This is a genomic window from Enterobacter sp. AC1, from assembly GCF_050434705.1.
In the GTDB taxonomy this organism is placed as follows: domain Bacteria; phylum Pseudomonadota; class Gammaproteobacteria; order Enterobacterales; family Enterobacteriaceae; genus Enterobacter; species Enterobacter cloacae_L.
Map to the genome: position 1 here is coordinate 276407 of NZ_JBNDIZ010000006.1, position 13687 is coordinate 290093.

A 13687-nucleotide genomic window follows, 5' to 3' on the forward strand; every position below is an offset into this window, starting at 1 on the left:
ACTCGTTCGTTGCCGCCCGTGGCGGTATAAAGATCGTATTTATTGAGAGTGAGGCAATTACCTGCCCACGTCAAATCATTGCTGTGCATCTTTGCGCGGCTGGCGGAGTACCTCGTTAATCTGCGGTTTATCCACCGGACCGGTAATGCGGTAGCGCAGAATGGAGACCTTGCTCCAGAGCGGTCCCAGCACTTTACTGGCGGCAAACACCGCCGCACCGACAATCGGGTTCACCACAAAGGCTGCCGCCACGCCCACGCTCGCGGAAATTTCCGGCGCCACCACGGCTTCCATATCCAGCTCGCGACGCACGAGGTTGACTGAGCCTTTCATCGCAATATCCGCTTCCAGGCCGTCCACCAGCGTGTCGTCCGTATGCAGAACGCCGTCCTTGATCCACGCCGTACTGCGGATGGAATCGTAGTAGAAACCTTCGTTGAAGGTATCGCTGAAATCGAAGCGCAGCTTGCGCAGCAGCGCATCAAAACTCAGCAGGCGCAGGATCTGCCCGGCGCGCCCCGTGCTCACGTCGGCGATTTCACCTTTGCCGAAGCGGGTTTTCAGAATGCCGTTCAGGGAAGCTTCATCCGGCGTCCACGGCGCGGCGCGCCAGTGAAGATCGTAATCGACGTCAAATGACGAGCCGCGCAGCGGCGTGCTGACGCCAAAGAAATTGGCAGCTGCATCCAGCTTGTTACCTTTAATGTCGCCTTTCAGAGACGTACGCTGCTCGCCGGGGTTATTCACCCATTCCCCTGCAGCCGTCATGCGGCCAAAACCGGTATCAACCAGCCCGCCGGAGAGCGTTAGCGTGTTTCCCTTGATGGCAAAATCACCGTCGATACGGCCATATTTTTGCCCCCACAGCCAGCACTCCGCACAGCGCAGCTGGAGATCGGGCCAGCCGCTAAAATCGACGCGGGATGTCTTACTCAACGGCGACGTTTCTGCCGGCCGGTCTTTCCCGCTCGCGCTTGCCGGGTTGTAGTAGAGATAGCGGATCGCCGCCTGCCACGGCGCGTTATTGCGCATGGTCAGCGTACCGTTGATCTCTCTGCCATGGGCCTCCACCTTCGAGCCGTTAACGGTGGGCTGTGAAACAATACTCAGGTTATTCCACTGCTGCCCGCCCAGCATCAGCGACGGTGTGCGTACGGTAATGGCCTGCGGGAACTGGGCGGTTTGATCGACGTTTTGCCCAACGCCTTTCTGGAATAGCGCCAGCCACTCCGCACCGTCCATCGGCGGGAGATTCAGCTCAACGCCCGCCTGCTCCGGCAGCGGCGGCGTGGAGCGACTATCCGTCGTCCAGATAGCTTTGTCGAGGGTGAGCTTGCGGTTAAGCAGCCAGCGGCTGTTGAAGTGGTTCGTCCCGCCCGCGCTTCCGGTCAGCTCGAAGCTGTTCAGGTTGCCATCGACGTTCAGCTTTACCGGCAGCGCCTGTCCGGCCTTTTTATCCAGCGGTGCAGGCAGCTGGCTATGAAGGTTTTTCAGATCGCCGGTGATGTCGACCTGATAATGCGCACCCGCGTGATAAGGCAGCTCTATAGCGACTTTGCCCTGCCAGGCGACCGCACCGTCCACGGATCCCTCAATGGCCTTCGGAAGAACATCCATACGCGATGGCTGCCAGTTACCGTCCAGATTGACGGCCACCTGATAAGCCTTTTCCCCCTCAGCGGTCGTGAAGTCGATATTCACGGGCTGATTAAACCAGCTGGCGGTAAGCGGCTCGCTCTTCAGGTTGCCGTTCTCAAAGCTGAACTGCCCGCTGAGGTTTTTCAGGGTGCTCTCAAGGGGTTTGATGAACAGGCTGTTATTCTTCAGACGGACGTCGCCTTTGGCGGTGGTCATTTCACCGTCCAGCGGAATATCAAGATGTAAGCGAGCATTCACATCGCCATCAAGCTGCAGCTGCTGGAGCGTCGCCGCCAGCGATTCTTTCAGCGGGGTCTCCTCAAAGTACGGTCCCACCGCTTTGCCCGGCCCATTGATGTCGGCATCAATAAGCAGTTTCTCTTTTGAATAATCCGGGATGTTTGCCGTCAGGTTGCTGGCCGTCACGCCGCCCAGCGCAACGCTGTCTGACTTCATCCATAGCCCGTCATTGAGAAAGTTAAGCTCGATGTCCAGGTTTTTCAGCGCGGGCCAGCCTGGCTGGAACGCGAAGGTGGCGTTGTGTAACGGCACCAGCACCTGGAACTGACCTTCATTATGCTTGTACGGGAAAAGATGCGGATTACCGCCGTAGACCAGGGTGGCACTCTCGGCCTGACCGCCCTGAATTGCACCGCTCAGATAGTCCACCAGCGCTTTACCCATCAGGTTTTCCGGGAAATAGCGCCAGGCCTGAGAACCGTCACTGGTGCTAATACCAGCCAGAATACCCAGCCACGGCTCATCACCTTCTGGCTGCAGATAGCGAAAATCGCCGCGCGCATGTACCGCTTTGGCTTTTACGTCGATATGGCGGCCATCAAGCTGGAAACCTTTATCGTTACGGAGCCAGTTAAGCACCGCGCTGCCCTGTTCGATTTCCAGCGGCGCGCGGAAGACCGTTTCGTAAGGCATTCGGGCGTCGTGCATATCAACCGTCAGCCTGCCGTTCTCCACGCTGCCTTCCAGCTTGCCGCTAAAGTGCTCCGCACCCGGCAGCAGCTTCCACTGCTTCCAGGCGAGATCTTTCCACGCTGCCTGGAAACGGGTTTTTTCTGTCGCCTGTAGCGGAATATCCAGCGCCAGGGCGTCTATCTTCCCGCTCGGCTGCGTGGCCAGCCAGATCTCTCCCAGATCCGGAGAGATCTTTGCTGCCATTGAGCGCAGCCCTTCAATGGCGGCCAAATCCAGGTTACTGGCACGGATGCGCAGCTCGTCGCTGCGTTTGCTGGCCGCACCGCCAACGTCCTGCTCCGGCATCCAGGCCAGCGTCAGCGCACCGCGCGGCCACGGCTTATCGTCCATAGTGATGCGCGTGTTCGGAATGGCGAACTGCCAGCCCTCTTTCTCCTGCGTCACGTGCGCAGTGAGGTTATCCACGGAAAGCTGATGCTGCTGTTTTTCACCTTTCCAGCTTGCGCCCCCCTGCTTGAGCCAGATATCACCGCTGGCAAATTCCCCTTTTGTCAGGGTCAGCCAGCCTTCAAGGCTGAAACGTGCCGTTTCCAGCTGCATATTTTGCTGGATCCAGTCGCCTAACCACGGCTTCACATCCACATCGTCGGCCTGTAGCCAGACTTTGCCGTTGTTGAGCAAGCCGTCATCGTCCCGCAGATCCATGCGCACCTGCATCACGCCGTGCTGGCCGTTCAGGCTTGAGAGACTAACCTGCCCCTCGGCGCGGTGCCGATCTTTGCCGTTGAGCCAGGTTAGCTGGGGGATCGCGAGCTCGGCGCGCTGGCCAGAAAGGGTAATAAAGCTCACTTCGCTGTCGCGCAGATCGAAATGATCGAACTGGCGAAGGAAGAGATCGCTGAAGCGGTTGGCTTCAAGCCCCTGGCTGCTATCGCCACCAGAGAGCGGCGTGTTGGTCAGAAACTGGAGTTGATAAAAGGTGAGATCGCGAAACTGCCAGCGCAGATGCAGCAGACTTTGCCAGACGTCCAGCGCCAGGGTCACGCGTTTAATTTTGAGGTAGCCGCCGTCTTTCAGGCTGGCATTGATATCCCGGACATCAAGCGTCGGGCCAAAATTCTGCCAGTTGGCGCTGAGCTGGCTTACATTCACCGGCACGCCAGTGGTGGATTCGATTTTTGCCAGCAGCTGCGGACGCCAGCTGTCCAGATGCGGTAAAACGAGGCGTAGCCCGCTCACGAGCAACGCGACAATCACGACCAGCGTTGCCCCTGTAAGCAATAAAATCCCCGGCAATCGCCTCACGCATCTCTCCTTGTCAGCTTTCGTCACGCAGCGTACTGCGTCTTACATCATCACGACGTCGAACTGCTCCTGGTTATAGAGCGGTTCAATTTGTACTTTTACCTGTTTGCCGACAAAGATTTCCACTTCCGCCAGCGCGTGTGACTCTTCGCCTTTCAGCGCTTCAGCCACCGCAGGGGAAGCATAGACCAGAAAACGATCGGAGTCGTAGGCATGATGAACACGAACGATCTCACGCATGATTTCGTAGCAGACGGTCTCAACCGTCTTTACCGTTCCGCGTCCATGGCAGGTTGGGCATTCATTACACAGCACATGCTCAACGCTTTCACGGGTACGCTTGCGCGTCATTTCCACCAGCCCCAGCTGTGAGAAACCGTTGATGCTGGTTTTCACGCGATCTTTACTCAGCGCCTGCTCAAGCGAGTGCAGCACGCGGCGGCGATGGTCTTCATTACTCATATCGATAAAGTCGATGATGATAATGCCGCCCAGGTTGCGCAGACGAAGCTGGCGCGCAATCGCCTGGGTGGCTTCGATGTTGGTATTGAAGATAGTGTCATCCAGGTTGCGATGGCCAACAAACGCGCCGGTGTTGATATCGACGGTGGTCATCGCTTCGGTCTGATCGATGATCAGATACCCGCCGGATTTCAGCTCGACCTTACGCTCCAGCGCGCGCTGGATCTCGTTTTCAACATCATAGAGATCGAAGATCGGCTGACGCCCTGAGTAATGCTCCAGCAGGCCGGGCATCTCGGGGATATATTCGGCGGTAAACTCCAGCAGGGCTTCATAGGTCAGGCGAGAGTCCACGCGAATGCGGTCGAGCTGCGCATCGGCAAAGTCACGCAAAACACGCTGAGCCAGGGCCAGCTCACCATAGAGCTGGTAGCGGGTCTGGTTGCGTTTCTTACGCTCCATCACTTTGGTCCAGACGCGCTTCAGATAGGCCGCATCAGACGCCAGATCTTCTTCGCTGATCCCTTCCGCGGCAGTACGGATGATAAACCCACCCTGTTCATCGCAGTAGGCGCTGACCACTTTTTTAAGACGCTCGCGCTCGGTTTCGCTCTCTATACGCTGCGAAACACCCACGTGCGACGCGCCGGGCATAAAGACCAGATAGCGGGAAGGTAAGGTGATGTCGGTGGTCAGTCGCGCGCCTTTGGTACCGAGGGGGTCTTTCACCACCTGCACCATCAGATCCTGTCCCTGACGCACCAGTTCAGAAATATCGCGCACGGCAAACTGCTTTTGCTCTTCGCCCGCAACGCACTCGGTGTGCGGCATGATATCGGAGGCATGTAAAAATGCCGCCTTATCCAGTCCAATATCTACAAAAGCCGCCTGCATACCCGGTAGTACACGACTGACACGACCTTTGTAGATATTGCCTACTATTCCGCGCCGCGCTTCACGCTCAATATGAATTTCCTGAAGAATGCCACCATCAATATAGGCCACACGGGTTTCCGATGGCGTTACGTTTACCAACAATTCAGCCGTCATAATTATCCCTTCCCTCACGCAGTGAGTTAAAATTGCTCAGCAACTCATACGTTTCCACCAGCGGTAAGCCGACTACGGCGTGATAGCTGCCATGAATCTTCCTGACAAAACAGCCACCCAGCCCCTGAATACCGTATGCACCTGCTTTATCCATCGGTTCACCGCTGGCAATATAAGCGGCGATGTCGTCGTCGGTAAGTACTCTGAATGTCACATCCGTCACCACCAGGCAATCCAGCACGTGCTGGCTGTCAGCCAGCGCGACGGCCGTCATCACCTGATGCGTTTGTCCGGACAGTTTGCGCAGCATGCGCGCTGCATGAGCGGCGTCGCGCGGTTTCTCAAGCACTTCACCGTTAAGGATAACGATGGTATCTGCCCCCAGCACGGGGAGATCGCGAGGCACGCTGGCTACGCCAGCCTGCGCTTTCTCACGCGCCAGGCGAGACACGTACTGTTGAGCACTTTCGCCCTCAGCACGTTTTTCTTCAATGCCGGTCACAATGCGTTCAAAAGACACCCCTAGCTGCGTCAGGAGTTCCTGACGGCGCGGGGAGCCGGAAGCGAGATACAAAGACGTCATAGAAACCTTTTATTGCACAGCAAACTGCTGGCGAACCTTACGCATCAGCAGGAACAGCCATGGCCAGAGCACACCGTTTACTACACTACTCCAGAATACTTCCGGTCGGAAAGAGACGTTGATCACTAAAAACTCTGCCCAGAAAACAACGATATCCGCCGCGAGCGACAATAACATCACCACCAGGGCCTGTTGCCAGAGCGCAAGGTTACGAAAGAGCTGGAACTTGAGTGCGACGAGGTACGCAATAATGCTCATGGACAAGGCACGCACGCCAAGCGTAGAGCCGCTAATGAGATCCAGTATGGCACCCATCACAAAACCTGTGCCGACATTTACGCGATGCGGCAGGGCGAGGATCCAGTAGAGCAAAATGAGCAATACCCAGTTTGGCCGGAAAACGAGAATGTCATCCGGCCAGGGCATCACTTGCAGTAACAGTGCAATGAGAAACGAGAGCCAGATGACCCAGCGCCCCTGGCTACGATAGCTTGCCACTACTGCCCTCCCGAAGAGAGTTTAGGCGGTGGCGGCGCATCCGGCAGCGGCTGCGTTAACCCTGTTGCCGGCGCCGGGACTGGCGCAGGCGGCCCCATGGAATCCGCAGGCGGAAGAACCTGCGGCATCATCTGCATCAGGCGTTCATTCGCCACACGATGCACCTCTTCAGGCGTCATCGGGTTAGCACCATTGCGATCGGCACCCCACAGCAGCAGCAGATAGCGCAGACGCTGTAAACCGGCGGTTGGACGCGCCTGAATCACGGTATAGGCACGCTGAGTATCCAGCTTCACTGACGAGACAACCGCAACCGGATAGCCTTCAGGGAAGCGTCCGCCCAGACCGGAGGTCACCAGGACGTCACCCACGCGGATATCCGTGTTAGCAGGCAGGTGTTCCAGCTGCAGATCGTCCGTACAGCCGTTACCGGCTGCAATTACGCGAATATCGTTACGCAGAACCTGGATCGGCAGCGCATGCGTGGCATCGCAAATCAGCAGCACGCGGCTGGTCAGTTTGGCCACGGCAACAACTTGTCCCACAACGCCTTTATCACTGATAACAGGCTGACCTTCATACACGCCGTTCACGCTTCCTTTGTCGATCACAACCTGATCGCTGTAAGGGTCGTTCACGGTGGAGATCACCTGCGTCACCATTTTCTGCTCATCCTGACGCAGCGGCGAGCCGAGCAGCTCACGCAGACGCGCGTTTTCCTGCTTATACTGCCCCAGCATCAGCAGCTCGCTGTTTTTCAGCAGCAGTTCCTGACGTAATGCCCGGTTTTCGAGTTCGAGTTGGTCACGCGAAGACAGCGTTTGAGAAACGGAGTCGAGCAGTTCACGGGGACCATTTGATACAAAGTAGAAAGGACTGACGGCGGTATCCATGTACGTTCTAATTTGGCTGAACGTACCGAGGCGGCTATCGGCAATAATGACCCCAAGCGCAACCAGGACCGCCAGAATGAGGCGAAACTGTAGCGATGGGCCACGGCTAAAAATTGGCTTCATAGGCTATGCGTATTCTCGCGTCAGAGAGAAAGGGTAGCAAATTGCTACCCTCTCAAACTCGACTACTCTTCGCTGAACAAATCGCCGCCGTGCATGTCGATCATTTCCAGCGCCTTGCCACCACCACGGGCGACGCAAGTCAGTGGATCTTCTGCAACTACGACAGGAATACCTGTCTCTTCCATTAACAGGCGGTCGAGGTTACGCAGCAGCGCACCACCACCGGTCAGAACCATACCGCGCTCGGAGATGTCGGACGCCAGCTCTGGTGGGCACTGTTCCAGCGCAACCATTACTGCGCTCACGATGCCAGTCAGTGGTTCCTGCAGTGCTTCCAGAATTTCGTTGGAGTTCAGGGTAAAACCGCGTGGAACACCTTCAGCCAGGTTACGGCCACGTACTTCGATCTCACGCACTTCATCGCCCGGATAAGCAGAGCCGATTTCGTGTTTGATACGCTCTGCGGTAGCTTCACCGATCAGAGAACCGTAGTTACGGCGTACATAATTAATGATGGCTTCGTCGAAGCGGTCACCACCGATACGTACGGAAGAGGAGTACACCACGCCGTTCAGGGAGATAACGGCCACTTCAGTGGTACCACCACCGATATCCACCACCATAGAACCGGTCGCTTCAGAAACAGGCAGACCTGCACCGATTGCCGCAGCCATCGGCTCTTCAATCAGGAACACTTCACGTGCACCTGCCCCCTGGGCAGATTCACGAATTGCGCGACGTTCAACCTGGGTTGCGCCAACCGGCACACACACCAGAACACGCGGGCTTGGACGCATGAAGCTGTTGCTGTGAACCTGCTTGATGAAGTGCTGAAGCATTTTTTCAGTCACGAAGAAGTCAGCGATAACGCCGTCTTTCATTGGGCGAATGGCGGCGATGTTGCCAGGGGTACGACCCAGCATCTGCTTCGCGTCATGACCCACTGCGGCCACGCTTTTCGGCGAGCCTGCACGATCCTGACGAATGGCCACAACTGAAGGCTCATTCAATACGATGCCTTGTCCTTTTACATAAATAAGGGTATTCGCGGTACCCAGGTCAATGGACAGGTCATTGGAAAACATGCCACGAAATTTTTTCAACATACTAAGGGATAATCCTGAAAGCTGGGGCGGAAAACAAAATCCGCTTACTTTACCAACCACACGCAGCAGCGACAAGGCGCAAAAATCATCTGCAACGGTGAAAATTTGTGCAGTACGTTTCCTGATGTTACAAAATCATCCCCTGACTCCCTCAGGGCTGAGTAAACAGTAGCGTTCCCCACTGACATTTGTAACCCGTTAAAGGTCGTTCACTGGCTTTTTGCTCGATATACTCAAAGCTACAGGCGCGATATTCTACGTGAAAACAGCGTAAACGGCAGGTCAAACAGAGTATCTTTGCAAATATTTTTTCACGTTGGTGTCAAGCGGTTGAGAGGCAGCAAAAAAATCCCCCTGACCACCCATAACACCGCGCTCTTTTAACATCTGCCATTCGCTTCTGGAGCGCACGCCCGTAGCAAATACTTGTGTCCGCGTTCCCTTGCATGCTTCTACCAGACTCTGTACCAGCAGCTGGTTTTCCGTACGCTTCTCAATATTCCTTACCAGGCCTGGATGTAGCTTTAATAACTCCACATCCAGCTCCTTGATCCAGTTGGTACTGACCAGCGTTAAACCTGCCTGCGTCACCGCGACACGCGCGCCGAGCGCATTGATCAAACGTACCACCGGGCGTAACCGGCTGATGTGTTGACCTACATCCGCCTCAGCAAGTTCAAAAATAATGTGTTTGCGTTGCGATTTTTCGCATTGCATTAATGTATCACGCAGCCAGCGCTGAAAACGTGGGCGTATTAACGACTCCACGGTGACCTGTAACGCGAGGTTTTCTTCAGGCCAGAAGGATAAAAACGGAATCAGCCGGGTAATTTGCTGCCGGTCATACTCTTCGGACAGCCCAAATTGCAGCACCATCGGCAGATATTCCGCAGAGATAACCTCTTCCGTGCCGTCAAAAATACGACACATCAATTCACGGTGGTGGACGTTGCCATTTTTCATGACCGCGGGTTTTTGATAAATGCGAGGCCCGCCGCGGCTAAGCATTTGCTCAATCAGCGTTCGCCAGCGCACGTTACCGCGCCCTTTTTCCGGCAGTGAGTCATCATAAACCGCCCACCCGTTTGCCCCCTGCAGAACGGCGTTGCGGGTGGCGGCTTCGGCGTGTTCCATCACCTGTTCTGTCGATTGCCCACCGCGCCAGGCGCAGATCCCCATGTGCACCATATCGTCCCTGTCGAGCATTTTGCTCTGCGGCAGCGCATCCACCGCCTTCAGCAGCTGGCTGGCGATGCTTTCGGACTCCTTCAGCGTGCGATGAGGCAGCAATACGGCAAAGTCGCTGCGGTGATAGCGGGCCAGCAGCGCGCCCGGGTAGCGCATAATAAAGGTGGAGAGCAGGTTAATCAGCGTAAAGAGATTTTCTTCCGCGGCCCGCTGTCCCCAGGTGTCGCGCAGGAGATCGAAATCGGGCAGGCGAATCATCATCACCACCCCGTGTGTCCCCACCTTTTCCGAATCGTCGAGCAGCGTGGCGAGCTGATTATCAAAGAAGAGGCGGTTGTTCAGGCCAGTTTTATTATCCTGTGCGGCATACGAGCGGATCAGCGTATCCATACGGCTGCGCTGGTCGCTGGCAAACTGGATTTCGGAGAGTAGCGTATCCAGCGCGCTGCTGGCGCGTGAAGGCCATTCATGAACTGAGCCGCGCACCTGCGGGCCGCGTTCACCGTTAAGGATCCGCAAGGAGCGGAGCTCCAGCAGCTCCTGACCAGAAAGTTGGCGCCGCAGCCAGCGGACCGCGAGAAAGATCAGCAGGACAATAAACACCACGGCGACGGTGAGCGGCGCGGTGGTCATCATGGAACGGAAATAGCTGGCCATCGGATCGAGGTAGACCATGTGGATGGTCATGCCCGGATTTTTGAGGGAGTGCACCGTCACTTCCCGGTACTGGCTCACCACGCCCGCGGGGCGATAACTACCCTGACGTTCATGGCTTAAAACGCGATGCTTTCCCTGCTGGATGTCGATCTGAACAATATCAACAGGTACCATCAACTCATCGAGCTCGCGTGAGAGCGCCGGCAGCGGCGTCGTTAGCAGACGCGTATCAATCACCGATGCGACAGACTGTACCCGGTTGACCAGCTTGTCCTGAATGGCGTTGTAAAAGCTTAGAGAGCAGCCCAGAAGCGTGACAAAAATGGTCAGCCCCGTCAGCAAGGTGATAAAAGCTGAGAACTTCGTCGTTAATCGCATCCTTGAGATTACTCCGTGGGTTGATGGGGTAGCGAGTAAGCGCTAACTTGCATTTCAAATGCGGCATACTACCAAACCTGGTGTATCTGGCAATTTATTGCGTTAAATCGGCACTGCGTTTCCCTGAGCGAGTATAGTCTTCAGAAATTATTTTCCAATCATCTGAGTCGAGAGGACCCCGTATGCAGGCTTTGATCTTAGAACAGCAGGACGGCAAAACGCTTGCCTCAGTGCAGGCGGTTGAAGAGGGTCGCCTGCCGGAAGGCGAAGTAACCGTCGACATCGACTGGTCCAGTTTAAATTATAAAGACGCGCTGGCTATCACCGGTAAGGGTAAAATCATCCGAAATTTCCCGATGGTGCCAGGAATTGATTTTGCTGGCCGGGTTCATACCAGCGAGGATCCGCGCTTCCATCCGGGCCAGCAGGTGCTGCTTACCGGGTGGGGCGTCGGTGAAAATCACTGGGGCGGTCTGGCAACGCAGGCGCGCGTTAAGGGCGACTGGCTTGTGCCGATGCCGAAAGGCATGGATGGCCGCAAAGCGATGATTATCGGCACGGCAGGCTTTACCGCCATGCTGTGCGTGATGGCGCTGGAGGATGCGGGCGTCCGCCCTGAGTCGGGTGAAGTGGTCGTCACCGGCGCCAGCGGTGGCGTGGGCAGCACGGCCGTAACGCTACTGCACAAGCTGGGCTATCAGGTCGCTGCGGTGTCGGGCCGCGAAAGCACCCACGATTACCTGCGTCAGCTCGGTGCCAGCCGCATTCTTGGCCGCGACGAGTTTGCCGAAACCCGTCCTCTGGAAAAACAGCTCTGGGCAGGCGCGGTGGATACCGTCGGTGATAAGGTGCTGGCAAAAGTGCTGGCGCAGATGAACTACGGCGGCTGCGTCGCAGCCTGCGGACTGGCGGGAGGGTTTGCCCTGCCAACCACCGTGATGCCATTTATTCTGCGTAACGTACGCCTGCAGGGTGTGGATTCCGTGATGACCCCGCCAGCCCGCCGTCTTGAAGCCTGGGAACGGCTGGTGCGCGATCTGCCGGACTCCTTCTATACCCAGAGCGCAACGGAGATAACCCTCAGCCAGGCGCCGGAATACGCCAGTAAAATCATGGATAATCAGTTCCACGGTCGCGCGCTGGTGAAAATCGCCTAATCTTCAAATTTTCGTGACATATTCGCGCGAATCCCTCTCCTCCGTCATGCTTAGAAAAACGCATGACGGAGGATGCCATGAAAAACCGAAAACTGACGGAAGCCGACGTAACGTCTGAGTCTGTCTTTATGTTACAGCGCCGCCAGATCCTGAAAATGCTTGGCATCAGCGCCACCGCGCTCACGCTCTCACCGGCGGCACACGCCGACCTGCTCGACTGGTTTAAAGGTAACGATCGGCCAAAGGCGCCTTCCGGCGCACCGCTCACCTTCACGAAACCCGCCCAATGGCAAAATAAACTGACGCTCACGCCGGAAGATAAAGTTACCGGCTACAACAACTTCTACGAATTTGGTCTCGATAAGGCCGATCCTGCTGCTAACGCAGGCAGCCTCAAAACCGATCCGTGGACGTTGAAAATTGAGGGCGAAGTGGCAAAACCCCTGACGCTGGACCATCACGATCTCACCACCCGTTTTCCCCTCGAAGAGCGTATCTATCGCATGCGCTGCGTGGAAGCGTGGTCGATGGTGGTGCCCTGGGTAGGCTTCCCGCTGCATAAATTGCTGGCGATGGCTGAGCCCACCAGCAACGCAAAATATGTCGCTTTTCAGACGCGTTATGCGCCGGACGAGATGCCAGGGCAGAAAGACCGGTTTATCGGCGGCGGGCTGGAGTATCCCTATGTTGAAGGGTTACGTCTCGACGAAGCGATGCATCCCCTTACCCTGCTGACCGTCGGCGTTTATGGCAAAGCGCTTCCCCCGCAGAACGGCGCCCCCATCCGTTTAACCGTACCGTGGAAATATGGCTTCAAAGGGATTAAATCTATCGTCAGCATTAAGCTCACTCGCGAACGTCCGCCAACCACCTGGAATCTGGCGGCGCCGGACGAATACGGTTTCTTCGCGAACGTGAATCCGCATGTAGATCACCCACGCTGGTCGCAGGCAACCGAGCGTTTTATCGGTTCCGGCGGCGCGCTGGACGTCAAGCGCCAGCCTACGCTGCTGTTTAACGGCTACGCGGATGAAGTGGCCTCTCTCTACCGTGGGCTGAATTTACGGGAGAATTTCTAAGTGCGTTTAACGGCAAAGCAGATTACCTGGCTGAAGGTGCTGCTGCACCTGGCCGGGTTACTTCCTTTTATATGGCTGTTCTGGGCCGCCAGCCAGGGGCTCTTTAGCGCAGACCCGGCCAAGGATATTCAGCATTTTACGGGTCGGATGGCTCTGAAATTTTTGCTGGCGACCTTGCTCGTCTCGCCGCTGGCGCGTTACGCTAAACAGCCATTATTGATACGAACCCGTCGGCTTTTGGGGCTATGGTGTTTTGCCTGGGCGACGCTGCACCTTACCAGCTATGCCCTGCTGGAACTGGGCATTAACAATCTGGCGCTGCTGGGCCGCGAACTGGTGACACGTCCTTATCTGACGCTGGGTATCGTGAGCTGGCTGGTTTTACTGGCGTTAGCGCTGACGTCTACGCAGTATGCGCAGCGTAAGCTGGGCAGGCGCTGGCAACTGTTGCACAACTTCGTCTATCTTGTCGCGATCCTCGCCCCCATTCATTACCTTTGGTCGGTGAAGATCCTCTCGCCTCAGCCAGTCCTTTACGCACTGGCGGCCGTGGCGCTTTTAGCATGGCGTTACAAGAAGTTCCGCCAGTGGTTGCGATAGTTAGCGAAACTGTGCGTTTTCCCGCAGATTCCCCGTC

Annotated in this window: 10 protein-coding genes; 3 read left to right on the top strand and 7 right to left on the bottom strand. The window is 56.3% G+C overall.

The window, feature by feature from the left end; all coding sequences use genetic code 11:
* Positions 1-75: 75 nt before the first annotated feature.
* The 7 genes from yhdP to csrD form a co-directional block, all read right to left on the bottom strand.
* Positions 76-3876, bottom strand: coding sequence for an AsmA2 domain-containing protein YhdP (gene yhdP, locus M2433_RS18040; protein ID WP_429055742.1), 3801 nt, complete (start codon positions 3874-3876; stop codon positions 76-78).
* Positions 3877-3918: 42 nt separating this feature from the next.
* Positions 3919-5388 carry a ribonuclease G gene (gene rng, locus M2433_RS18045; RefSeq protein WP_010436156.1) on the bottom strand — a complete coding sequence of 490 codons (1470 nt, stop codon included), beginning with the start codon at positions 5386-5388 and terminating at the stop codon, positions 3919-3921.
* A complete protein-coding gene (locus tag M2433_RS18050; RefSeq protein WP_059312140.1) occupies positions 5378-5971 on the bottom strand; it encodes a Maf family protein in 594 nt (197 codons plus the stop codon). The genes rng and M2433_RS18050 overlap by 11 nt, the downstream gene beginning before the upstream one ends.
* A gap of 9 nt (positions 5972-5980) precedes the next feature.
* The gene (mreD, locus tag M2433_RS18055) at positions 5981-6469 is read right to left on the bottom strand and encodes a rod shape-determining protein MreD (RefSeq protein ID WP_023309399.1); all 489 of its coding nucleotides are present in this window, start codon (positions 6467-6469) and stop codon (positions 5981-5983) included.
* Entirely contained in the window at positions 6469-7485 is a 1017-nt protein-coding gene (gene mreC / locus M2433_RS18060; protein WP_023309400.1) for a rod shape-determining protein MreC, read from the bottom strand. Before mreC ends, mreD begins: the two co-directional genes overlap by 1 nt.
* A 62-nt stretch (positions 7486-7547) precedes the next feature.
* Positions 7548-8591 carry a rod shape-determining protein MreB gene (gene mreB, locus M2433_RS18065; RefSeq protein ID WP_000913396.1) on the bottom strand — a complete coding sequence of 348 codons (1044 nt, stop codon included), beginning with the start codon at positions 8589-8591 and terminating at the stop codon, positions 7548-7550.
* A 282-nt stretch (positions 8592-8873) separates the two neighbouring features.
* Positions 8874-10814, bottom strand: coding sequence for an RNase E specificity factor CsrD (csrD, locus tag M2433_RS18070; protein WP_429055726.1), 1941 nt, complete (start codon positions 10812-10814; stop codon positions 8874-8876).
* 182 nt (positions 10815-10996) lie between these two features.
* On the opposite strand from csrD, the gene M2433_RS18075 reads away from it, so the two are divergent.
* The 3 genes from M2433_RS18075 (at position 10997) to msrQ (ending at position 13650) form a co-directional block, all read left to right on the top strand.
* The gene (locus M2433_RS18075; protein ID WP_429055725.1) at positions 10997-11971 is read left to right on the top strand and encodes an MDR family oxidoreductase; all 975 of its coding nucleotides are present in this window, start codon (positions 10997-10999) and stop codon (positions 11969-11971) included.
* A gap of 77 nt (positions 11972-12048) precedes the next feature.
* On the top strand, positions 12049-13050 hold the full coding sequence (gene msrP / locus M2433_RS18080) for a protein-methionine-sulfoxide reductase catalytic subunit MsrP (RefSeq protein ID WP_047347660.1): 1002 nt from the start codon (positions 12049-12051) through the stop codon (positions 13048-13050).
* On the top strand, positions 13051-13650 hold the full coding sequence (gene msrQ, locus M2433_RS18085) for a protein-methionine-sulfoxide reductase heme-binding subunit MsrQ (protein ID WP_059312136.1): 600 nt from the start codon (positions 13051-13053) through the stop codon (positions 13648-13650).
* Positions 13651-13687: the final 37 nt, after the last annotated feature.